Consider the following 24,310-nt stretch of genomic DNA (forward strand, 5'->3'; position numbering starts at 1 on the left):
AACTAAGGGTTTATGGGTTCAATGGTACAGCTGACTAAATGATGATCAGAAACTTTCCGGTCTATGGAGACGATGTGCTGTATTACCATTTTGTCTTTTAAAAATTTTTTGTTCATAACAATATGAATGGCGCTGTTCTCATTTTTTTCTGTCAGGATCTCCAGATTATGCTGGCTGAAAAATGCTTTTGTTTCATCAATTACTTTTTCACTTGGATATTTCCATCCTGAAAATGAGATATTGAAGTCGCCGGAATAACAGATGTTTCCTTTCATGTTTTTTATTTCTTCTTTCTGACAGTGCAGATCATGGGTAAAATAGGAATTCCTGCCTCCGAAACTTCCTATAATACTCAGATACATGATGAGCGGGCCAAAATCTGTATTAATATTTCCGCAGATACTGGTATACGGATCATAAGTAGTGTACTGTGTTTCAATCGGATATTTGCTGAAAAGGCTTACCCGGTTTTCTTTTTCTTCATAAAGTTGGTTTTCATGAAGAGCGGGTAGCGTTTCTGAGTGCAGTTCATGATATGCTTTCCCGAATCCAATGCAGCGGCTGGTTTCAGTAAGAACGATAAGATCAGGTTCCTCAGATTCAATAATACTTTTAATAAAAAAAATTCTTGAATGCTGATTCACTTTCGGCCTTGCAATATTCCAGCTGATGATCTTCATGATAATAAGATGGGTTGATTGATTGACTAATTAATTAATTCAGCAGGAAATTTTCAATGATCACAGCACCCTGCGGGGTAAGAATACTTTCCGGATGAAACTGAACGCCGTGCACATCATAAGTTTTATGCTGCAGGGCCATGATCATGCCGTCTTTATCCACAGCTGTCACTTCCAGTTCTTCAGGAAAACCTTCTGGGTTGACCACCCAACTGTGATACCGTCCCACTTCCATTCCGCTTGGCAGGTTCCTGAAAATTTTAGTGTTTTCTTTTACAAGTTCCGCAGGCGTTGCTACGCCATGAAAAATCTCCGAAAGATTAATCAGACTTCCGCCAAAAGCTTCCGCGATGGCCTGTTGACCCAGGCAAACCCCCAGGATGCTTTTTTCAGGAGCATATCTTTTAATGACGTCCAGTAAAATTCCTGCCTCTTCAGGAATTCCGGGGCCCGGTGAAAGCACGATTTTATCATACCTTCCGATATCTTCAAGGCTGATTTCGTCATTTTTCACGACATCGACTTTGGTTTCCAGCACCCTTTCAATAATCTGGACGAGGTTATAGGTAAAACTGTCGTAATTATCAAAGACCAATACGTTCATCTGTTTTATATTGCGGTTCATTTTTTCCTGTTTTTTAATAGTTTTCAACCAGCTTTTCTGCTTTTTCCACGGCTCTTTTCAGGGCATTCAGTTTATTGTTGACTTCCTGTAGTTCGCTTTCAGGATCTGATTTTGCCACCAGGCCGGCGCCGGCCTGATAATACAAAGTATTGTTTTTACTCAGGAACGTCCGGATCATAATGGCCTGGTTGCAGCTGCCGTTCAGCCCGATCATTCCGATGCAGCCGCCGTAATACCCTCGGGAATCTTTTTCATATTGATTGATTAGCTGAAGTGCCCTGTGCTTAGGCGCTCCGCTCAGTGTACCCTGCGGAAAAGTAGCGGCCACCATTTCAAACGGTTTTGTGTTTTCCGGTAAATCGGCGGTAACTTCACTCACCATATGGATGACATGGGAAAAAAGCTGTATTTCCTTGAGTTTGGTAACGGTGACATTCCTGCCCATTTTCCCCAGGTCGTTTCTGGCCAGGTCCACCAGCATGGTATGTTCTGCGTTTTCTTTAGGATCATTTTTAAGGGATTCAATAGATTGCAGATCGGTATCAAAGTCTCCGGTTCTTTTGAAGGTTCCGGCAATAGGGTGGATGACGGCCTTGTTGTCCTTAATAATCAGCTGGCTTTCAGGGCTTGATCCGAATAATTTATAGTTGCCGTAATCAAAGAAGAACAGGTATGGCGAAGGGTTGATATTCCGTAAAGCACGGTATACATTAAACTCATCACCGGAAAATTTCTGCTGGAATCTTCTGCTTAGCACCAATTGGAAAACATCGCCTCTCATACAGTGTTTCTGTGCCGTCTGCACCAGTCCGATATATTCTTCATCCGTAAGGTTGGAAGTCTCAGTTCCGTCTTTTTCGAAAGGATAAATAACGGCATTCTGGTTTCTCATGAGGCTTTCCAGCAGATACCGTTCAGATTTAACACCTTCGATCTGGTTTTCAATAAGATACATCTCATCGTTATAGTGGTTGATGGCAATAACGTACTGATACAGCCTGTAGCGGAGGATAGGGATTTCAACTTCCCGGCTCTGGGGCTTAAAGGTTAGCTTCTCAAAAAACTGTACGGCTTCAAAGCTGGTATATCCGAAAAGGCTCTGCGCAGTTTCTTCGATGGAATCATGGGTCTTTTCACAGTCAAAACTGCTGGAAAACTCTTCAAAAACGTCTGCGATGGCCTGGCTGCCGATCAGTTGTTTTACGGGTTCTTCCTGGGGGAATTTTATTTCATATTCGGTCAGGTTTTTTATTTCAATCCCGGCAATTGCATTAATGGCAATAAATGAAAAATTATTATCCATATTTTTGGCATCCGAACTTTCCAGAAGTATGGTGTCCCTGAACCGATCCCTCATCTGCAGGTAAATGCTCATCGGAGTCTGCAGGTCACCGAGTGTTTTTTTTGAAACGGTTTTAATTTTAATTTTTTTACTGAACATCACAGGGTAAATTTTTTAATGGATATAAATAAAAAAGACTTCAACGGGATCCGTCAAAGTCTTTTATTATATTGCTTTATTATTTTTTGTGTAAAATGAATTATCAGCACGACAATAGCTCCAGACCCGACGAAGAGTTTGAAAGCCACCACCACATATTATTGCTGTTAATAAACATAAGACAAATGTAAATAAAATTTTAATACAAAAAACAAAAACGTGAAAATAAAAATTCAGCCTTTTATCCGTTGCTTTATTTGCTGATTGTTTTCAAAGGTAAATATCTTTTAAAATACAAGGCAATCATCATCTTTAACGTTTATTTTTTATATTTTTGCCTGATAATTTTATAGAGAAAAAAATGAAAAAAGTATTAGCTATCGCATTTATCGGAGGTTTACTGGCTGTGGGCTGTTCAAAAAAAACTGAAAATAATTTACAGGACAGCAACACGATGTTGCCTGAACCGGATGCCCCTACTGTAGTGGATTCCAGCGCAACGACCCGTGAAACTCCTGAGGCTGACGTAAATGCTGCCATGTCGGTTCCTGCTAACGAGGTTAAAGCAGATACCCTTACAAAATAATGAAAAAACTGCTTTTGGCAGGAAGCCTGGCACTGCTTGTTTTCTCCTGTTCTAAAAAAGGCCATAAGGCGGCTGAAGGTTCACCGTCTGAAACGGCAGGCATGACGGAATCCGGAAGTAAAAGCCTTTCAGGGGATCAGATCATTGAAACGCTGGACTGTTCCGGCTGCCATTCTGTTAATGAGAGAATGGTAGGGCCTTCTTACCAGGAAATCGCGGATAAGTATTCTGAACAGGATACCGAAATCCTGGCTTCCAAAATCATTGAGGGCGGAAGCGGGGTCTGGGGAAATGTCCCGATGGCTGCCCATCCGCAGGTGTCCAAAGAAGATGCTGAAAAAATGGTTGGCTATATTTTGTCTTTGAAGAAAAAATAAATATGCCTGCTGAAAAATCCAGTCTGCACACAAGAAACCTGCATCGTGATCCTTATGATTTCGATCGGCTTGTTTCTTGTGTGCCGGAACTGAAGCCCTATGTTTTCATTAATTCCTATCAGACAGCAACCATTAATTTCAGCCTTCCGAAAGCGGTTAAATTACTTAATAAAGCATTATTGCTGTCTTTTTATGGGGTCAGGGACTGGGATATCCCGGAGGCTAATCTTTGTCCGCCTATTCCCGGCCGGGCAGATTATGTACACTACATTGCAGATTTACTGGCTGGGCAGAAGGAAGTTCCTTTGGGAACGTCTGTGAAAGGCCTGGATATCGGGGTAGGCGCCAACCTGATCTATCCTTTGATTGCCTATAGGTCATACGGCTGGAACATGACCGGGGTGGACAGTAATAAAGATTCTTTGGAAAATGCTAAGAAAATCCTGGATCACAATCCTGATTTTATGCCTGCAGTGGGATTAAAATACCAGCCCGAACCCAAACATATCTTTACAAATATTGTTGATCCTGAAGACCGGTTTGCATTTTCCATGTGCAATCCTCCTTTTCATGATTCTGAAGAAGCCGCTGTAAAAGGAAACCTCAGAAAAACAAAGAACCTTAACAAAAAACACATCCGGAAACCTTTGCTTAATTTCGGAGGACAAGCTTCCGAACTGTGGTGTGAAGGCGGCGAACTGGCTTTTATCACCACCATGATCAATGAAAGTGCTTTATATTCCTCACAGGTTCTCTGGTTTACCTGTCTGGTCTCGAAAAAAGATAATTTATTCAAGCTGACATCACTTCTAAAAAAATATAAGGCTGCAGAATTCAGGATTATAGACATAGCCCAGGGCCAGAAAATAAGCAGGATATTAGCCTGGACTTTTATTTCCCCAAACCATCGTAAAGATTGGTTCCTTTAACTGCAGTTTAAATGTCATTCCGCTTTAATTTTATAGGAAATAAATTATATTTCTGGGAAAAGGCATTGACCATCAATTCAAAAATCGTTAATTTTGCACGTTATTTTAAATAAATACGATGCAATTATCAGAACAGGAAATAATCCGGAGAGAAAAGCTGAACAAGCTTGTTGAAATGGGAATCAATGCATTCCCGGCAGAGGAATACGTAATTACAGATACCACAGAATCTATAAAACAGGATTTCGCTGAAAGTAAACAGGTGAAGATTGCAGGGAGACTGATGTCAAGAAGGATTCAGGGCAAAGCTTCTTTTGCTGAGTTACAGGATTCTACCGGCAAAATTCAGGTCTATTTTAACAGAGACGAAATCTGCACGGGAGATGACAAAGCTTTATATAATGAAGTATACAAGCATCTTCTGGATATCGGTGATATTATTGGCGTGGAAGGAGAACTGTTCACCACGCAGGTAGGCGAAAAAACGGTCCTGGTAAAAAACTTTACCCTTCTAACGAAATCCTTACGCCCGCTTCCGCAGGCAAAAACAGATGATAACGGCGTAGTGCATGATGCATTCAATGATCCGGAATTAAGATACAGGCAGCGTTATGTGGATTTAACGGTGAACCCCCATGTGAAAGAAGTTTTCGTAAAAAGGACAAAGCTGTTCAATGCCATGAGGACTTTCTTCAATGATGCAGGATACTTTGAAGTGGAAACTCCGATCTTACAGTCGATTCCCGGCGGTGCGGCGGCAAGACCGTTCATTACGCACCATAATGCTCTCGACATTCCATTGTATCTGAGGATTGCCAATGAATTATACTTAAAGAGACTGATCGTCGGAGGTTTTGACGGAGTGTATGAATTCTCGAAAAACTTCAGGAATGAAGGGATGGACAGAACGCATAACCCTGAATTTACCGCTATGGAAATCTATGTAGCCTACAAAGATTACAACTGGATGATGGATTTCACGGAGAAGCTGCTGGAGTTCTGTGCCGTTCAGGTCAACGGAACCACAAAAGCTGTTTTTGGCGAATATGAGGTTGATTTCAAAGCCCCGTACGAAAGAATCTCCATGACGGATGCGATCCTGAAATTCACAGGTTTCGATATTACAGGAAAAACGGAACAGGAATTATTCGATTTTGCAAAATCCATCGGGATTGATGTGAACGGAACGATGGGCAAAGGAAAACTGATTGATGAAATCTTCGGTGAAAAATGTGAAGGCAACTTTATCCAGCCGACTTTCATTACGGATTACCCTATTGAGATGTCGCCTTTAACCAAAAAACACAGAACCAAAGAAGGGCTTACGGAGCGTTTTGAGCTGATGGTCTGCGGGAAAGAAATTGCCAACGCCTATTCTGAGCTTAATGACCCGATCGATCAGAGAGAACGTTTTGAGGAGCAGCTGAAACTGGCTGAAAAAGGCGATGATGAAGCGGGACAGTTTATTGATGAGGATTTTCTCAGGGCTTTGGAATACGGAATGCCGCCAACTTCAGGATTGGGAATCGGGATGGACCGGCTGATTATGTTCCTGACGAATAATGCATCCATTCAGGGAGTATTGTTCTTCCCTCAGATGAAACCTGAAAAAGCAGTCCCTCAGATCGAGCTGGGCGAGGACGAAAAAGTAATCCTCGAAATTTTAAATTCCCGGGAAGAGGCATTTTCATTGGCTGAGGTTAAAGAAAGAAGCCAGTTATCCGGTAAAAAATGGGATAAAGCTTCTAAGACTTTAACGAAGAATAATCTGGTAAAAGTGGAAAAGATTGATGAAAATGTATTGATGAAACTAGTATAATACATATCACATATAATAAGAAATCCTCTGCAGAATTTAACTGCAGAGGTTTTTTTGTTCTATATAACGGTTTTTTGGATTACTTAATCGGTGTTTCAGGTTTTGCCGTTTCCTTTAGCTGTCTCCGCTGTTTGCTGAAAGAAAACATCAGATAAAACAAGAACGGCAGGATAAAGACAGAACCCAATATCAAAGCCCATCCCAGTGCCGAAATTGTTTTCGGAGCGGCAACATGTTCCAGCAAGGAGAGGTACTGACCGTTGGAAAACAGGATGATGTTGGGATTATGCTGATAGGTAGCCGCAACCAGGATCATAATTATTTGGAAGCCGGCCAAAGCCCGTACGGGAAGCAGCTTTCGGATATGCATGGCTCTGAGAATCAAACCTAAAGAAACGGTGGCAAAAAGCGTAGCCATAATTCCCAAAGGTTTGGAGAAAACCCACATAACCAAAGGAATGTCGGAAATGTAAGCCGTGAAAAATACCAGAATCCCGGTAATGACTACAAAAACCATGGTTTGTTTTGATTTTTTAATCATCAGGCTCAATTCCATGCGGTCTATGGTTTCCCTTAATGCAAATATTGAGGCAAGATAAGCGCAGATGGAGGTAGTAAATAATCCTACGGCAACGCCAAACCAGTTCAGCCAGCTGAAAATATACAGGTCTGGGAAACTGTCAGCATCCGGATTGATTGATCTTGAAATGGTTGCTGCTGCAATCAGTCCTAAGAAGAAAGGAGTAAACAGGCTTGAAAAATAGAAAATCTGGGTATAAACAGCCTGCCATTCGTCCTTTACCGCATCATAATGCCTGAATGTGAATGCCGTCCCCCGGGCAATAATCCCGATGAGCATCAGAACGAGGGGAATATGGAGATAGGTGGAAAGGGTAGTATACACTTCCGGAAAACCCACAAAAAGAATAACAATCGCAATAATCAGCCACATATGGTTGGCTTCCCAGACCGGAGCGATAGATTCATACATGATGGTCTGTGTTTTGGGGCGGTTCTTACCTTTGGTAAAAAGTTCCACAATTCCGGCCCCGAAATCTGCCCCGCCTAAAATAACATACAAACAGATAGACATCCACAGGAAGCCGATAACAACGTAAATCATGATTTTTTTTGTTTAGCATTAGGATTAAACTGAGGATCGTTAGGGTCGTACAGTCTCGGAACCATCTTGATCTGCCTTGTTAAAAGGAAAATAATTACCGAAGACAATGAGAAGAAAACGGCTGTGAAGAAATAGAAAGAATAATGTATGCCGGGCATTGGGGTTACCGCATCAACGGTTCTCATGATTCCGTAGATGATCCAGGGCTGCCTGCCGACTTCCGTTACGGTCCAGCCCGCTTCCAATGCAATGTACCCGAAGGGCATGGCGATTAAAAAGGTTCTCAGCAGCCATCTTTTGTCCAGCCATTCTTTTTTGAAAAATAAAGAATACAGATAAATCATTCCGATGACAATCATCACCACACCGAAGAAAATCATGGTCTGAAAGGCATAATGCACCACGGCAACGGGAGGCCATTCGTCCCGGGGGAAATCATTCAGGCCCTTTACCTCATGGTTGAAATCATTGGAAACCAGAAAGCTCAGTACCTTCGGGATCTTGATGGCGTATTTTACTTCGCCTTTTTCCTCATCAGGAATTCCGCCGATAATAAAAGCGGCACCTTTTTCTGTTTTAAAATGCGCTTCCATGGCAGCCAGTTTAATAGGCTGCCTTTCCGCCACTGATTTTGCTGCGGTATCTCCGGTTAAAGGGGCTCCGAAGGCACCGATCATGGCAAACCCTGCTGCAATCCTGAATGCTTTGGTATGGAATTCAACATTTTTCTTTTTCAGGATTAAAAAGGCATGGACGCCTGCAACGGCAAATCCGGTAGCACAGAAAGCAGCAACGGTCATGTGGAGCGCCTGCGAAAACCAGGCATCATTGAACATGGCTTTTATCGGGTCTATGTTCAAATATTGTCCGTTAACATAATCAAATCCTGCAGGTGAGTTCATCCATGCATTGGCGGCAACCACCAGGATCCCGGAGGCCAGTCCACTTACGCCCACCAGGAATCCGCAGAACCAGTGGAACCATTTATTGAAGCGGTCCCAGCCGTACAGGAAAAACCCGATGGCAATGGCTTCAATAAAGAAGGCGGTTCCTTCCAGAGAAAAAGGCATCCCGAAAATCGGGCCTGCATGTTTCATAAAGCTTGGCCAGAGTAGCCCCAGTTCAAAGGAAAGCATGGTTCCGGATACGGCGCCTGTGGCAAAAAGGATGGCTACCCCTTTGCTCCAGGCTTTGGTAAGCCCTTTATACACCTCATTTTTTGTTTTTAAATATTTCCAGTGTGCAAAAGCCATCAGGAAAGGCATTACCATACCGACACACGAGAAAATGATATGGAATCCGAGCGACATGGCCATCTGCGCGCGGGCAGCAAGAAAATCATCCATACTATCAACTTTTAAGCAAATAAATGTAAGCATAAATTAAAGATATCCGATATGATTTACAACAGCATCCGTTTAAAGAATAGGTTTTAACTTTGTTTTCTTTCCCAATAAATCACTTCTGATTCCTATGGAAAAGCTGTGTTTTTTTGACACTTTTTAACTTTCATATCCCGAAAAAAATCACGATATTTGTGGGTCTTTGCATTAAGCAGAAACATTATTTTTTATATGAGTCAAAAACAATATACAGCTAGCAGTATCCAGGCCTTGGAAGGTATGGAGCACGTTCGATTAAGACCATCTATGTACATTGGTGATGTAGGCGTAAGAGGTCTTCATCATTTGGTTTATGAGGTAGTAGATAACTCTATTGATGAAGCTTTAGCAGGATACTGTGATACTATTTTAGTGACCATTCATAAAGGGGAAAGTATCTCTGTAAAAGATAACGGAAGAGGGATCCCGGTTGACCTTCACGAGAAGGAACAGAAATCTGCCCTTGAAGTGGTAATGACCAAAATCGGGGCCGGAGGAAAATTTGATAAAGATTCTTACAAAGTTTCCGGAGGTCTTCACGGAGTAGGGGTTTCGTGTGTAAACGCACTTTCAACTTTACTGGTCGCTACGGTAAGCCGTGAAGGTAAAAAGTACCAGCAGAAATATTCAGAAGGAAAAGCGCTTACGCAGGTTGATGAGATAGGGACTACGGATGAAAGGGGAACAGAGGTTTTCTTTCAGCCGGACAATACCATTTTTCAGGAAACGGTGTATAATTATGATACGCTTGCGACCAGGTTACGTGAGCTGGCTTTCCTGAACAGAGGAATTACCATTACCCTTGTTGACGAAAGAGAACCTAATGAAGACGGATCGTTTGCTTTTGAAGTTTTCCATTCGGAAGGAGGTTTAAAGGAATTCGTTGAATATATCGACGGAAACCGCGAATCCATTATGGAGAATGTGATCTTCATGGAAGGGGAAAGGGACGATATCCCGGTAGAAGTGGCTATGCGATATAATACGTCATTTAATGAGAACCTTCACTCCTATGTCAACAACATCAATACCCACGAAGGAGGTACCCACCTGGCAGGTTTCAGACGGGCACTGACGAGAACGTTAAAGAAATACGCGGATGACCTGGGTATCCCTCAGAAGGAAAAAGTAGAAATTACAGGAGATGATTTCCGTGAAGGGCTGACTGCCGTGATTTCTGTAAAAGTAATGGAGCCTCAGTTTGAAGGACAGACTAAAACGAAATTAGGAAATTCCGAAGTTTCCGGGGCTGTAGACAAAATCGTAGGGGAAATGCTGACTAATTTCCTGGAAGAAAACCCTACCGAAGCAAAAATTATCGTTCAGAAAGTGGTTTTGGCGGCAAAAGCCAGGCAGGCTGCCAAAAAAGCCCGTGAAATGGTTCAGAGAAAATCACCAATGGGCGGTTCCGGGCTTCCTGGTAAGCTGTCTGACTGTTCATCCAAAGATCCGGCTGAATCCGAACTGTTCCTGGTAGAGGGAGATTCCGCAGGCGGAACGGCAAAACAGGGCCGTGACCGTTTTTTTCAGGCAATTCTTCCTTTGAGAGGTAAAATTCTTAACGTTGAGAAATCAATGCTTCACAAAGTATATGATAACGAAGAGATCAAGAATATTTATACCGCTCTTGGGGTTTCTGTAGGAACCGAAGAAGACAGCAAAGCCTTGAATATGGTTAAGTTGAGATATCATAAAGTGGTGATTATGACCGATGCTGATATTGACGGATCCCACATTTCAACATTAATCCTGACATTCTTCTTCAGGTATATGAAAGAACTGATTGAGAACGGATATATTTATATCGCCCAGCCGCCTCTGTATCTTTTAAAAAGAGGGAACAAGAAAATTTACGCCTATAACGAAAAAGAGCGTGAAGAATTCACTTTGCAATTGTCTCCGGACGGAAAAGGCGTTGAAGTTCAGCGTTATAAGGGTCTTGGGGAGATGAACCCGGAACAGCTTTGGGAAACCACGCTTAACCCTGAAAACAGAATCCTGAAACAGGTTACCATTGATAACGCAGTAGAAGCAGACAGTGTCTTCTCTATGCTGATGGGAGATGAGGTTCCGCCGAGAAGGGAGTTCATTGAGAAAAATGCCAAATATGCGAAAATTGACGCGTAGGTAAATTTTCATACATAATATTTATAAAGACTTCAGAAATGGAGTCTTTTTTATTTAGTAATCTTACCGTAAACGCTTAAAATCTGAATTCAACACCAACGTGATAAAAATAAAAACTCCTAAGAGCCTGTTTAAGAATTATAGCCTTACATTTTTATAGCAGATTTAAATTTTATTCAGGAATATACGTTCGCAGATTTAGCAAATTCAGCAGATTTTTATTGGTATCCAGATCTGCGCAATCATTTTAACTCGCGAAAAATTATACTTGTAACTAAATTTAAATAGGCTCTGAATCAATTTTTATATGTTGTTTTTTAAATTAAAAGTTTAATTATCAGTTTATTTCGGATTTTATACTTTGTTTGATTAAAATTAATTTTAACAGTCTTTAAGATTTCGTTATTTTTGCTAAATTTTAATAACTATGATGAAAATACTTTTTATTGGAGCGCTTTCCGTGACTTCATTTTATTATGCCCAAAACTATCCGGTCGCTGCCATTCCTGAAAATCTCAAAAAGAATGCAGGTGCAGTAGTGAGAAATGAGAACACTACAGTTGAAATCAATAAAATTGATGATATTGTTTATAAAAAATCATCTGTAATAACAGTTCTCAGTAAGGATGCCATCAATTATTCACTCCCCAGGATTTCTTATGAAAAAGGGGATAATGTCTCTAATGTAAAGGTGGTGATTTACGATGAAAAAGGGGCTAAAGTAAAAAGCTATTCGAAAAGTGATTTTACGGATATTGCGGCAAACCCACAGGGCACTTTTTACTCGAACAGCAGAATGCTTGTTCTTCCTTTTACTTCTTCCAGCTTTCCCTATACCGTAGAATTCAGCTATGAACTGGGCAATGAAAATACAGTTTTTATTCCTGATTTTATCCCTTTTTATGATTATAATATTTCATTGGAAGAAAGTAATTTCAGGATTATCAATAAATCCGGAATCAATCTCCGTTCAAAAATATATGAGTCTCCATTCAATTATACTTCTGTGAATGTAAAATCAGACGGGGAAAATAAATCATACAGCTACAAGAATATTCCGGCAATTGACAATGGCAATGCTGTACCCTCTCCTCAGCGGATTATGCCCAAGGTAAGTTTTTCTTTAGATAAATTCAATCTGGAAGGCAGGCAGGGAACTATTGCTTCCTGGAAAGATTTCGGGATGTGGTATTACCAGAATCTACTGACGCCTGTTTCCATTTCTACCCCTCAGATAAAAGCAGAAGTTGCTTCCTTACATTTATCAGGAACTACAGAAGAGAAAGTGAAGAAAATATACCAGTATATGCAGAATAAGACCCGGTATATTTTTGTGGCCTTGGGAATCGGCGGTTGGCAGCCTATGATGCCGGATGAGGTTCAGAAAAAAGGCTATGGCGATTGTAAAGGTCTTACCAATTACATGAGGACACTTCTGGATGAAGCCGGAATACCGTCATATTATGCTATTATCAATTCAACCCCTTCGCCCGTGGACTTTGATAAAGATTTTCCTAAGATGGCAGGGAATCATGTTATTCTGATGGTTCCTACCGAAAAAGGAAACATCTGGCTGGAAAATACATCACAGCAAATCGCCTTCAACCATCTGGGATACAGCACCACAGACAGAAATGTTCTTATGGTAAAACCGGACGGTATTGATATTATGCAGACACCCATCTCCTCTGCCGAAGAAAATAAAGAAAAACAGACTCTCTATATTAAATTAAATCCCGATAAGACCATTACAGGAAAGGGCAATTTTTCTTATAAAGGAATGCAGTATGATGTCAATATGATGTATCTTATGCTTCAGGAGAAGGAAAAAATTGATGTGATGAAAAAAGTATTTTCAACATTAAATTTTGAAAATCTTGAAATGAAAGATTTTAATAATGATAAAAATCTGGCAGCAATAGATTTTAATCTGGATTTCAAAGCTTCCAATTATTCAAAACCGGTTGGCAACAGTTTTATTTTCAGGGCTGTGCCTTTATATAAAGACGGTATTTATTATGAAGACTCTGCCAGAGATCTTCCTTTCGAAAATAGATTTTCTTATCAGGACGAGTATGAAATTACCTATGAGTTACCACAAAATTATTATATTGAAGAAATGCCTCAGAATGGCAATGTTACTTCAGAATTCGGCTCATATAAGGTTTCTTTTGAAAAGCAGGAAAATAAATTAGTGGTAAAAAGATCAATACAGATTAATAAAGGCATTTATCCCAAAGAAAAATACAACGATTATGTAAGCTTCAGAAGAAAAATTCTAAATGCTGATAATTCAAAAATTTTAATGTCTTTAAAATCCTAAAAACTAAAACTATTTTAAAAATGATGAAAACATTACATAGATTAAGCCTGATATCAGTATTGATTGTCAACGTATGTCTTTCTCAGGAACATAAATTTCTTGTTTATCCAAAATTCGATGAAGCAGACCTTAAAAAAACACATTCCCTGATTGAAAAAGATGCTCCTGCCGAGATACTTTATAATAGTGTAAGATATAATATTAAGGATATTTCTTGCGAAAAAACCGTTTATTCTAAAATTAAAATATATGATAAAAAGAGATGTGATGAGTGGTTAAATATCGAAATTCCGGTTATGAGTGGCGAAATGATGTCAGATTTTGAAGTCAATGTGTATAATTATCCAGATAATAAAATAGACAAAGTAACCATTAATAAAAAGGATCAACTTAAAGAAAATGTTGTAAAAGGATTAAAATTTTACAAATTGGCTATTCCAAATGTTAAAGATGGATCTGTAATAGAATATTCATATAAAGTGACCACAGGTATATTTAACGTCACTCATTATCTTCAACAGAATATTCCTGTGGTTTATCAGGAATATAATTTGGAATATCCTGATTCAATTACTTATATATTTAATACTACAGGTAATAATTTTAAACCGAGATATCATGTTTCCACTTTAGAAGACAGATTAGGAATGGGATACAATATTTTCAGATTCGGATATGAAAATATGAAATCCAGCGGAAAAGAATTATTTGTAAAAAATTCAGATCGTTACAGAGCGCGTATAAAACCGGAAGTAAAAAGATATGCTACAAAATATTTTACTTACGATACTGCTGAAAATTGGAATAAAGTGTCAGAAAGACTTTATGATAATGAAAATTTTGGAGGATTTCTAAAAAGTAATGTTAAAGATGTAATTCCTGAAAATATCAAAAATTTCTATGATCCGCTTGAAAGAGCCAATAAGATTTTTGATTTTGTAAAAGCTAATTATAAATGGAACAGACAATATGGTGTAATCACCAGTCAAAATTCAAGACAATTGATAAAGTTAAAATCAGGTAATTCAGCAGATGTCAATTTATTTTTGGCAGCACTTTTGAGAAATGCCGGACTTAAGGCGGATCCCCTTCTGATTTCAACAGTTGATAACGGAATTTTAAATATCACTACTCCGAATATCAATAATCTCAACCATGTTATCGTTTCCGTTAATATCAATAACCAAATCTATTTTTATGATGCTACGTCGTTTAATTCCAAAGTCAACATGCTTCCTGAAAGGGATTGGAATGACTTCGGAATCTTAACAGAAAAAGGAAAAGGTACAGATTTATCATTTTCCAATACAAATACCAGCAAAAAGGATTTATTTATTAAAGCAAATCTTGATGTTGAAAATACAGAAATTAAAGGAAATTTTACACAAATAACAAACGGATTATATGCTATTGAATCCTATGATGAATATGACCTAAACAAGGACAAATACAACCAAGCCTTTAAAACGGATTTTGGGACGGATGTTAAAGAGGTAAATTCAAGACTGCTTGATAATGGAGACTTTGAATCCCAGATGAAATTCTCAAGCAATACTTTAATAGATGTTATAGGCAGTAAAATCATTCTTAATCCTCTTCTGTTCCTTACGGTTGGAAATGAACAATTTGATCAAACCGAAGAAAGAAAAAATCAGATAGACTTTATCTCAGCATTTACAAGGGAAAAAAGAGTGGAAATTACAATTCCAGACGGATATAAAGTTTCAGACCTTCCGAAGCCAAAAAAGATTGTAACTGATGATAAAGAAATATCTTATACATACAAAGTACACTTTGCAGATAATAAAATTACTGTACTTTCGAAAGTAGACGTTCTTAGTCAAAATTATCCCAAAGAGTATTATCCTTTTTTCAAGCAAATCTGGAAAATCATTTCAGACAGTGAAAACCAGGTCATCAGTTTGATTAAAAATTAAGATCAATAACATTTAAATTACCCATGAAAAAAATCCTCCTTCTGGCATTCTGTTCAGTGAATTTTATATTTGTTGAAGCGCAGAAACACCGGTTCCTTGAACCCCCTGAATTCAGTGACGCCGATTTATCAAAACAGAAATCGGCACTGGATGAAAATGCTCCGGCAGAAATTCTATACAAATCCCTGCACTTCAGTATCGACAACAACACGGGCAACCTTGTAAAAAAAGCATTTTACAGGGTAAAGATCTATGATAAGGATAAAGCGGAAGACTGGCTGAATCTTGAGGTGCCCCTTTATCAGAACGGAAGCAGCCAGGAAACACTTTCCAAAATGAAAGCCTTTACTTATAACCTTGAAAACGGGGTTTCGGTGACCACAAAAGTTGATAAGAGCTCAAAATACAAAAGTAAAGAAAGCAAGTACGTATCAATCAGTAAATTTGCTTTTCCGAATGTGAAAAACGGATCGGTAATCGAATACCAGTATGAAGTGAATTCTCCGTTCCGGTTTATTGTGCCGGAAATCTTAATTGAAACCGATACGCCTTCCCTGTATACCGAATATGTTCTGGACAGCCCTTCCAATATTGCCTATAATGTGAACTATACCGGCTTTCTGAACCCTAAGCACCGGGAAGTGGAGGAGAAGACAATGTATGGCGTGAACTACAGGACATACCGGTTCGGCTATGAAAATGTAAAAGGCTTTAAAAGTGAGAAGTTCGTCAATAATGACATGAATTACCGGACAAAAATAAGTGCAGAGCTGCATTCCACCAATTTCCGGGAACTGAAACTGTATTCTTCATCCTGGGAGCAGATCAAAGAAAGGCTGTATGAAAATGAGGACTTCGGAGGAGAATTGAAGAAGACGAAACTGGCCAAGGAACATATGCCGTCCGGGATTTCAGGAATAACGGATGAAATGGCAAAAGCCAATGCCGTTTTTAACTATGTGAAAAACACGTTCACATGGAATAAAGACCGCGGGATTTATACGGAAGACGGTATTAAAAAAATGCTGGAAACCAAAACAGGGAATGCTGCCGAAATTAATCTTTTTCTGGTAATGCTGCTGCGTGAATCAGGAATCAAAGCAGATCCGCTTACCATTTCCACAGTAAGCAACGGCCTGATTAACGTTGCCTCGCCCAATGTCTCCAACATGAACTTTGTGATTGCGGCAATCAAGACAAAAGACGGCTTCCATTTATTTGATGCTACGGCAAAACAGTCTTCAATAGACCAGCTGCCTCCGAGGGACTGGAACCAGTTCGGGGTTTTAATGGCCAAGGACAAAGTACAGCAGCTGTCCATGGTGAATGCCAAAACAAGCTTTACCTATCTTACGGCGCAGGCAAAAATCAACGATGACGGAAGCATTTCAGGAACCTATTCGGACCGCGATACAGGAACATACGCTATGTTTGCCAAAGAAAATTATGATGATAATGCCGACAAGTACAGGAAACAGTACAAAGATAACTTTGCCATAGATTTCAATGATATAGATTCTAAAGTCCTGGAAAACGGGGACTTTGAAAGTACCATGAAGTTCTCTTCAGAAAACCTGATTGATAAAATAGGAAAGAAAATGATCATCAACCCGATGCTGTTCCTGAGCAAAAATTCCAATGAATTTGACCAGACAGACGCGCGGAAATACCTGATTGATTTCACGTCGCCCTTTACCCGCGTAAAAAAGATTGTCCTGGAAATCCCGGACGGCTATACCATTGAGGAAATGCCTAAAAACAAGAAAATCATTACCGATGACAAGGAGATTGAGTACAGCTACATTGCAGAACAGAAGGGCAGGACCCTGGAAGTGATTTCTACCACAAAAGTCCTAAGCCCGAATTATCCCAAAGAATATTACCCCGCATTCAGGCAGATCTGGGGCGTTGCCTCCAAACAGGAAAACCAGGTAATAAGCCTGGTGAAAAAATAGAAAACCGATAAATTTAAGGATCACTATAAAACCATTCATTTTTTGAATGGTTTTTGCATGTAAGTAAGAAAGAAATTGCACTTATGAAAAATACGTTTGCCGCTCTCGCACTATCTTCTTTCTTTATTTTTTCTGCCTGTAAGAAATCTGAAAGCTATACGGACCATACCGGTAAAACTGAAGTCAGCCGGCCGCAGGTATTTACAGTGGATTCCGTACAGGTAAAAGATTCCATACAGGTAAAAGATTCCCTTAAATTAAGGTATTATTCCAGGATGCTGGTTTTCCCGTCCATTAAGAATAAAAACCTGTTGGACAGTATTTATTTTGGGGATAAAAATATCCGGGATTTTTCTAAAAACGGACTTCACGCACTGCTTGAAAAAAACAAAAACGAATATTTTGCTAAGGTCAAAAAAGATTCAAAAGACTTCCTTTCAGACTTTACATTCTCTGAGGAATGGTATTCCGATACGGGCATGAACATGAAATCCAACAAAAACGGTTATCTTCACATCGAATATGTCTGGGGTTCATACGAAGGCGGTGCTCATGATAATTACGGGTTTTCAGAAAGGGTATTCGACCTGAAGAACAATAAAAAAGTTGAGCTGAAAGACCTTACCTCCATGCCTGAAAGCAGACTGGAGGCACTTCTGATGAAAAACATCAACAAAATGAACAGCGGGACTACCGACAGCAGCGGGAAAGTCAATAATTCAGAAATGCTTCTGGTGGACGTAATCCCGGCTACGGAAAATTTTTATTTTGATGAAAAAAACCTGTATTTCCATTACAGCCCTTATGAAATTGCAGCTTTTGCTGCAGGGGATATCACCATCCCGGTTTCATGGCAGGAACTTGGGGATACGGTAAATCCGGCATTCAAAGAAAGAATGAAAATTAACTGATATTAATGCTTTCCCATCCGGAAGCATTTTCTAATTTTGCATCCATGGAAAAAGTTGCCTTCATCATCAATCCTTTTTCGGCAAAGAAAAATTATCAGCCGTTTCTCAATGAATTGAAAGCGAAGGTACAGAACCCTTTGTATTATATTTCAGAATCCATTCCCGGAACAGATGAATTTATCCGGACGCATTTCAACGATGTAGACATTTTCGTGGCTATCGGAGGGGACGGCACCATTTCAACTGTGGCAAGGAACATCATTCATACCGACAAGGTTCTGGCTATTTTTCCGGCCGGCTCCGGCAACGGTTTCTCCCACGAAACCCGGTTCAGCAAAAACCTGGACGAACTGCTGGAAAAGCTCAAAGTAAGAAACTCCAGGAAAATTGATACGTTTACTGTGAACGGACTGCTTTCCATCAACGTATCAGGAACCGGGTTCGACGGGAAAGTAGTAAAGGAGTTTGAAAAAACAACCCGCGGGTTCAAAAATTACATCAAAGTCTCCCTGAAAACATTTTTCAGGTATAAACCGATTAAGCTTAAATTTCTAAATGAGGAATATAAGCAGTATAACGGGAAATATCTGATGGTAAACATTGCCAATACCCGGCAGTTTGGCAACCACGCCTATATCGCGCCGCAGGCAAGCAAAAGCGATGGCCTGGTGGACATGGTGCTGGTGAAAAAATTCCCTTTGACCTACTCTGCACTTTTTGCCTTCAGGATGTTTACCAAAAAATTGAGAGAAGATAATTACATCACCTACCTGCCTGTTTCGGAAGCGGAATTTAAGGTAAATACCAAAAACTGGCACCTGGACGGGGAATTCAATAAAATAAAATCACCCGTTCATATCAAAGTCCAGCCTTCAAGCCTGAGTATTTTAGTGTAGGCGGTAATAACAATACATGTGAATCCCATTACTTATCGCTTATTTTCAGGAGCTTTTTCCTGCTTTCCGCTGCAATCTTTTTCTTCAAAAAAGGATTTCCGCTGCAATCAGGGCTAGGGATTTTGTCTGTAAAAACCCATTTGTTTTCATATTACACTTCCAGTTTTTTCTCCACTTCATTCGGATGGTCCAGGCAATACTGCAACTGGTTTTTATCCAGCTGTTTTTCCCAGTTGGCAACCACCACGGTAGCTACGGAATTCCCGATGACATTCGTTAAGGCACGGCACTCGCTCATGAATTTATCAATTCCTAAAATAAGGGTCATTCCCGCAATAGGAATTTCCGGCACTACGGCTAAGGTAGCTGCCAATGTGACAAATCCGGCACCTGTAACTCCCGCGGCACCTTTTGAGCTCAGCATGGCAACCAGCAGCAGGATAATCTGTTTCTCAATCGGAAGGTGGATATCCAGCGCCTGGGCAATAAACAGGGAAGCCAGCGTCATATAAATATTGGTTCCGTCCAGGTTGAAAGAATACCCGGTTGGCACCACCAGCCCGACAATGGCTCTGGAACAGCCCGCTTTTTCCAGCTTCTCCATAATTCCCGGAAGGGCAGATTCGGAAGAGCTTGTTCCCAAAACCAGTAAAAGTTCTTCCTTCAGGTAATACATTAATTTAAAGATGTTAAAGCCGTTATACCAGGCAACTGCGCCAAGCACCAACACCACAAACAGCGCAGAAGTAATGTAAAAAGTGCCCACCAGAAAAATAAGGTTTACTACGGAATGCAAGCCGTATTTCCCGATCGTAAAGGCCATGGCTCCGAAAGCTCCGATGGGCGCTGCCTTCATCAGCATATGCACAATTTTAAAAACCGGGGCCGAAAGCTCCTGTAAAAATTCGGTTACTTTATGGCTCTTTTCTTTTGTCAGGACCAGGGCAACGCCCATTAGAACGGACACAAGCAGTACCTGCAGGATGTTTTCCCCAACTAAAGGACTGAATAAGGTTTCAGGAATAATATTCATAATGAAGCCGGTGAGGGTAGATTCATGGGCTTTTTGCTGATACTGTGAAACGTCGCCTGAAAGACTTGCCGGGTCAATGTGCAGGCCATGGCCGGGCTGAAGGATATTCCCTACAATCAAACCGATAACCAGTGCCAGTGTGGAGAATGTGAAAAAGTAGACCATGGCTTTAACCGCAATTCTTCCTACTTTTTTAAGGTCGGTCATATGCGCGATCCCTAACGTAAGGGTGATGAAAATCACAGGTGCGATGATCATCTTTACCAGTCTGATAAATCCATCACCCAAAGGTTTCATCTTTTCACCGAGTTCGGGATAAAACCTTCCCAAAAGGATGCCTGCAGCAATAGCAATGATGACCTGGAAATAAAGCTGCTGGTAAATTTTTTTCTTTTTCAATGCGTTTTTTTTAATGCGGAAAAATAAGAAAATTACCTGAGACTGTAATAGAAAGTTTCGGCGGGGCTGGAAGCCCCGCCGAAACTTTCTATTGTAGGAATCGAACAGCCCTGAAATTTCTAAGATTTATTGTGCTGAAAGATTAAACCAGACTTTTAATTAACGGCATAAAGGACCGGAATCCTGCTCATTCCACTGCTGCGGAATCGTCGCCGCGGCCATCAGCCACTGCATGAATAATCCCGTTGTCATCAGCCAGAATCATTTCTGTCCTTCCGATCTGGTTCCAGTTTTCAGCTTTGTAGCCAAGTTTTTCCAAATCTTTAACAGTGGCCTCAGGAAAGTTGCTTTCAAAAGCCACCGTATCAGGGAGCCACTGGTGGTGGAACTTTGGTGCATTTACAGAAGTATTGGCGTTTAATTTAAAATCAATCACATTGACAATGGATTGGTAAACAGATGTCGGGATCGTGGTGCCGCCCGGTGTTCCCACCACCATGTACGGCTTTCCGTTTTTCAGGACAATCGTAGGGGTCATGGACGAAAGCATCCTTTTATTCGGACGGATAGCATTGGCCTCACCGCCAACGGCCCCGAACATATTCGGAACACCCGGTTTTACAGAGAAATCATCCATTTCATTGTTTAAGAAGAATCCTGCCCCCGAAACTACGACTTTACTTCCGTATAAGCCGTTCAGCGTTGTGGTAACCGCTGCCGCGTTTCCTTCCTTGTCAAGCACAGAGATATGGGTGGTTTCCGTTGATTCGTTGGGCTGTTTTATAATTTTCCCGACTTCAGAGCTTGGAGTAGCTTTGCTGAAACTGAAGCTTTTCCACCTGCTTTTAAGATAAGGGTCAGAAATTAAATAAGCCGTACGGTCTTCAATAAAATCCGGGTCGCCCATGTATTCGGCTCTGTCGGCGTATGCGCGTCGTTCCGCTTCTACCATAATCTGGACTGCTTTCGTAGAATTCTGCTGGTATTTTTCCAGATTTTCATAACCTGCCATGGTAAGCATCTGCGCCAGTAAAATTCCGCCGCTTGAAGGCAGTGGCATTGAAACCACGGTATGCCCTTTGTAATTAAATTCCAGTGCTTTCCTTTCCAATGCTTTGTAGTTTTTAAGATCTTCCGGTGAGATAATCCCATTGCCTTTTTTCATCTCAGCAACCAGAAGCGCGGCAGTTCTCCCTTCATAAAAACCCTTCATACCTTGTTTACTGATTAATTTCAGGGTTTCCGCCAGTTCTTTCTGGATCAGAATATCACCTGTTTTCCATGGGGTATTTTTTACAAAAGCTGTAGTAGAGGTATTATGTTTTTGAAAATAGGCCTTCCCCGAATTTAATAAACCGGCTTCCTGCCCGGTAATGGCAAACCCTTTTTCTGCCAGGTTGATAGCAGGCTGGATAAGCCGGTCCATCGGAAGCCTGCAGTATTTTAAAGTGGCAAAAAAACCGGCTACGCTTCCCGGGACTCCCACGGCCAGTCTGCCGTTTTGTGACAGGTCTGTATCGGCTTTGCCATTCTTATCAACATACATATCATGAAAAGCTTTCTGAGGTGCTGTTTCACGGTAATCAATAGTGAATTTCTCACCGTTGTTTTTTACGCCGACCAGAAATCCGCCGCCGCCGATGTTTCCTGCCTGCGGATAAACCACTGCCAGGGCATATTGTGTCGCGACAACGGCATCGTAGGCATTTCCGCCCATTCTAAGGATTTGGGCGCCGGCTTCACTGGCCAGGGGATGCGCCGAAACCACGACCCCTTTGTCTTTTACCTTTACTTCCTTTACAATGCTGATGTCAGTGTATTGTGCTGAAAATGTGCAGGAAAACAGAATGAATAAAATAAATGCTTTTCTCATGGACAGATTTTGTAACCGAATTTACAATTTTGTTTTTAAGATAGGCTTTAAAATATTTACTTTTGCTCAAGATCAATAATAATATAGAAAAATGGAATCCCACACGGAAAGAATCTTGATTACCGGAGCACTAGGGCAGATAGGTACTGAACTTACAAACAGGCTGGTTGAAATTCACGGAGCTGAAAATGTTGTTGCTTCAGGATTGGACAGATGGCAGAAAGGCATTACTTCTGCAGGCTATTATGAAAGAATGGATGTTACCAATACACAGTTGGTAAAACAGGTAATTAAGGACTATGATATCACTACCGTATATCATCTGGCTTCATTGCTGTCCGGAACTTCAGAAAAGCAGCCGCTTTTTGCATGGAAGCTTAACCTTGAACCGCTCATCCACTTTTGTGAGCTGGCAAAAGAAGGTCTTATTCAGAAGATTTTCTGGCCGAGTTCAATTGCCGTTTTCGGGAAAGGGATTCCAAAGGAAAATGTAGGCCAGGATGTTGTTTTGAATCCTACTACCGTGTACGGGATTTCAAAGATGGCCGGTGAAAAATGGTGTGAGTATTATTTTGACAAACATGGGGTAGATGTAAGAAGCATACGCTACCCGGGACTGATTTCATGGAAAACACCTGCGGGAGGGGGAACTACCGATTATGCAGTTGAAATTTTTTACGAAGCCATCGAAGAAGGAAAATACACCAGTTTTATTTCTGAAAATACAGGTATGCCAATGCTGTACATGGATGATGCCATCAATGCTACACTGAAATTAATGGATACCCCGAAAGAAAGCCTTACCGTCCGTTCCTCTTACAATCTTGGCGGCATGTCATTCACGCCGAAAGAGCTCGCTGAAGAAATCAAAAAAGAAATCCCGGAATTTGAAATTGATTATAAACCGGATTTCAGGCAGCAGATCGCAGACTCATGGCCGGCTTCCATAGATGATTCCGTAGCGAAAAATGACTGGGGATTATCCTATGATTTCGGGATTTCTGAAATGACGCAGGATATGATTAAAAACCTTAAGGTAAAACTGAACAAAAATTCATAAGATGACTTTTAGCTTTAATACAAAGCGTGTTGATGTCTGATAATATAGAGATTATATGATTCATCTAAAATTTAATTTAAATGGTATTATTAACTTTTAACGTCGTAAATATTGAAGCTGAAACGAAAACCGGTCTCCATATTTCAAATGAAGAGCGATTACAGATCACCGTTGATAATACAAAAGCCATCCTGAGGATTTTAGATATCCATGATGTTAAAGCCACTTTTTTTATAGAAGTTTCATTAACTGACAGACTTCAGAATTTAATAAAAGCAATTTCATCCCAAGGGCATGAAATTGCTTTTTACCATAAAAATTCCACACTTCAGGAAATTGAAGAAGCGAAAAAATCAATACAGGAATCCTTAGGGAAACAGATCAGGGGCATTCGCCGTAAAGATCATGAGCTCTCTTTGGAAAGCCTGAAAATGATGGAATTTAATTATATTTCAGATATTGATCATGCCAATATTCTTTTTCCTTTCAAACGCCTGAAAAGAGATACAGAAATTCATGAAGAAAACGGGTTGAGTATGGTGCCGGAAAGTATTTCCCCATACAGCCAGCTGCCGTATAATGATTTTGTATTTCAGATGTTTCCGATGAAATATTACCGGAATATGGTTTTCGAAACATTAAAAAATGATGAATTTGTACTGATCTATCTTGGTACATGGCAGTTTACCGACTTTAACAAACACCGGTTTAAAATCCCGTTTTACAGGAAACTGAATTCAGGAAAGAAAATAGAAGACAAGCTGGGTGACCTTCTCAGCTGGATCAACGAAAAAGAAATGGCTACCTCCCGGATGAAAGATTATATTTTCTAAT

19 protein-coding genes are annotated in these 24,310 nt (G+C 40.4%); 12 read left to right on the plus strand and 7 right to left on the minus strand.

The features are described from left to right. Window positions 1–2: 2 nt before the first annotated feature. The 3 genes from SD427_RS06450 to SD427_RS06460 are packed head-to-tail and all read right to left on the minus strand — an operon-like array spanning window position 3 to window position 2,746. Window positions 3–680 (minus strand): endonuclease/exonuclease/phosphatase family protein, encoded by a 678-nt coding sequence (locus tag SD427_RS06450; RefSeq protein WP_320560457.1) that lies wholly within the window; start codon window positions 678–680, stop codon window positions 3–5. Window positions 681–714: 34 nt separating this feature from the next. Further along, window positions 715–1,284, minus strand: a complete 570-nt coding sequence (locus tag SD427_RS06455) for an aminodeoxychorismate/anthranilate synthase component II (protein ID WP_320561023.1) — start codon at window positions 1,282–1,284, stop codon at window positions 715–717. A 34-nt stretch (window positions 1,285–1,318) separates the two neighbouring features. Beyond that, the gene (locus SD427_RS06460; RefSeq protein WP_320561024.1) at window positions 1,319–2,746 is read right to left on the minus strand and encodes an anthranilate synthase component I family protein; all 1,428 of its coding nucleotides are present in this window, start codon (window positions 2,744–2,746) and stop codon (window positions 1,319–1,321) included. 361 nt (window positions 2,747–3,107) lie between these two features. On the opposite strand from SD427_RS06460, the gene SD427_RS06465 reads away from it, so the two are divergent. The 4 genes from SD427_RS06465 to lysS all read left to right on the plus strand — a co-directional run bounded on the left by SD427_RS06465 (window position 3,108) and on the right by lysS (window position 6,457). Then, window positions 3,108–3,332, plus strand: coding sequence for a hypothetical protein (locus tag SD427_RS06465; protein WP_320560458.1), 225 nt, complete (start codon window positions 3,108–3,110; stop codon window positions 3,330–3,332). Then, window positions 3,332–3,709: a c-type cytochrome gene (locus SD427_RS06470; protein WP_320560459.1), complete on the plus strand. Its 378-nt coding sequence runs from the start codon at window positions 3,332–3,334 to the stop codon at window positions 3,707–3,709. Before SD427_RS06465 ends, SD427_RS06470 begins: the two co-directional genes overlap by 1 nt. 2 nt (window positions 3,710–3,711) lie before the next feature. Then, the gene (gene rlmF / locus SD427_RS06475) at window positions 3,712–4,638 is read left to right on the plus strand and encodes a 23S rRNA (adenine(1618)-N(6))-methyltransferase RlmF (RefSeq protein ID WP_320560460.1); all 927 of its coding nucleotides are present in this window, start codon (window positions 3,712–3,714) and stop codon (window positions 4,636–4,638) included. Window positions 4,639–4,756: 118 nt separating this feature from the next. Then, entirely contained in the window at window positions 4,757–6,457 is a 1,701-nt protein-coding gene (gene lysS / locus SD427_RS06480) for a lysine--tRNA ligase (protein ID WP_320560462.1), read from the plus strand. A 79-nt stretch (window positions 6,458–6,536) separates the two neighbouring features. Here the strand turns inward: lysS and SD427_RS06485 are convergent, their stop codons facing one another. Continuing rightward, complete coding sequence (locus SD427_RS06485; protein ID WP_320560463.1) at window positions 6,537–7,580, minus strand: cytochrome d ubiquinol oxidase subunit II; 1,044 nt, start codon at window positions 7,578–7,580, stop codon at window positions 6,537–6,539. Then, on the minus strand, window positions 7,577–8,926 hold the full coding sequence (locus tag SD427_RS06490; protein ID WP_320560464.1) for a cytochrome ubiquinol oxidase subunit I: 1,350 nt from the start codon (window positions 8,924–8,926) through the stop codon (window positions 7,577–7,579). The genes SD427_RS06485 and SD427_RS06490 overlap by 4 nt, the downstream gene beginning before the upstream one ends. Before the next feature lie 228 nt (window positions 8,927–9,154). Here SD427_RS06490 and gyrB point away from each other — a divergent pair, with 228 nt between their 5' ends. The 6 genes from gyrB to SD427_RS06520 all read left to right on the plus strand — a co-directional run bounded on the left by gyrB (window position 9,155) and on the right by SD427_RS06520 (window position 19,111). Then, a complete protein-coding gene (gene gyrB, locus SD427_RS06495; RefSeq protein WP_320560465.1) occupies window positions 9,155–11,089 on the plus strand; it encodes a DNA topoisomerase (ATP-hydrolyzing) subunit B in 1,935 nt (644 codons plus the stop codon). Between the two features lie 427 nt (window positions 11,090–11,516). After that, the gene (locus SD427_RS06500) at window positions 11,517–13,412 is read left to right on the plus strand and encodes a DUF3857 domain-containing protein (RefSeq protein ID WP_320560466.1); all 1,896 of its coding nucleotides are present in this window, start codon (window positions 11,517–11,519) and stop codon (window positions 13,410–13,412) included. Between the two features lie 20 nt (window positions 13,413–13,432). Further along, window positions 13,433–15,349 carry a DUF3857 domain-containing protein gene (locus SD427_RS06505; RefSeq protein WP_320560467.1) on the plus strand — a complete coding sequence of 639 codons (1,917 nt, stop codon included), beginning with the start codon at window positions 13,433–13,435 and terminating at the stop codon, window positions 15,347–15,349. 23 nt (window positions 15,350–15,372) lie between these two features. Then, a complete protein-coding gene (locus SD427_RS06510) occupies window positions 15,373–17,304 on the plus strand; it encodes a transglutaminase-like domain-containing protein (protein WP_320560468.1) in 1,932 nt (643 codons plus the stop codon). An 83-nt stretch (window positions 17,305–17,387) separates the two neighbouring features. Next, window positions 17,388–18,215 (plus strand): RsiV family protein, encoded by an 828-nt coding sequence (locus tag SD427_RS06515; RefSeq protein WP_320560469.1) that lies wholly within the window; start codon window positions 17,388–17,390, stop codon window positions 18,213–18,215. Window positions 18,216–18,220: 5 nt separating this feature from the next. Next, window positions 18,221–19,111, plus strand: coding sequence for a diacylglycerol/lipid kinase family protein (locus tag SD427_RS06520; protein ID WP_414017711.1), 891 nt, complete (start codon window positions 18,221–18,223; stop codon window positions 19,109–19,111). Window positions 19,112–19,262: 151 nt separating this feature from the next. Here SD427_RS06520 and SD427_RS06525 read toward each other — a convergent pair whose 3' ends face one another. Both SD427_RS06525 and ggt read right to left on the minus strand, forming a co-directional pair. Next, window positions 19,263–20,543, minus strand: coding sequence for a dicarboxylate/amino acid:cation symporter (locus tag SD427_RS06525; RefSeq protein WP_320560470.1), 1,281 nt, complete (start codon window positions 20,541–20,543; stop codon window positions 19,263–19,265). Window positions 20,544–20,730: 187 nt separating this feature from the next. Continuing rightward, entirely contained in the window at window positions 20,731–22,416 is a 1,686-nt protein-coding gene (ggt, locus tag SD427_RS06530; RefSeq protein ID WP_320560471.1) for a gamma-glutamyltransferase, read from the minus strand. A gap of 91 nt (window positions 22,417–22,507) precedes the next feature. On the opposite strand from ggt, the gene SD427_RS06535 reads away from it, so the two are divergent. Further along, window positions 22,508–23,476 carry an NAD-dependent epimerase/dehydratase family protein gene (locus SD427_RS06535; RefSeq protein ID WP_320560472.1) on the plus strand — a complete coding sequence of 323 codons (969 nt, stop codon included), beginning with the start codon at window positions 22,508–22,510 and terminating at the stop codon, window positions 23,474–23,476. A gap of 80 nt (window positions 23,477–23,556) precedes the next feature. After that, window positions 23,557–24,309 carry a polysaccharide deacetylase family protein gene (locus tag SD427_RS06540; RefSeq protein ID WP_320560473.1) on the plus strand — a complete coding sequence of 251 codons (753 nt, stop codon included), beginning with the start codon at window positions 23,557–23,559 and terminating at the stop codon, window positions 24,307–24,309. Window position 24,310 lies beyond the last annotated feature (1 nt).

Origin of the sequence: Chryseobacterium sp. JJR-5R (assembly GCF_034047335.1) — a bacterium.
Classification (GTDB): Bacteria; Bacteroidota; Bacteroidia; order Flavobacteriales; family Weeksellaceae; genus Chryseobacterium.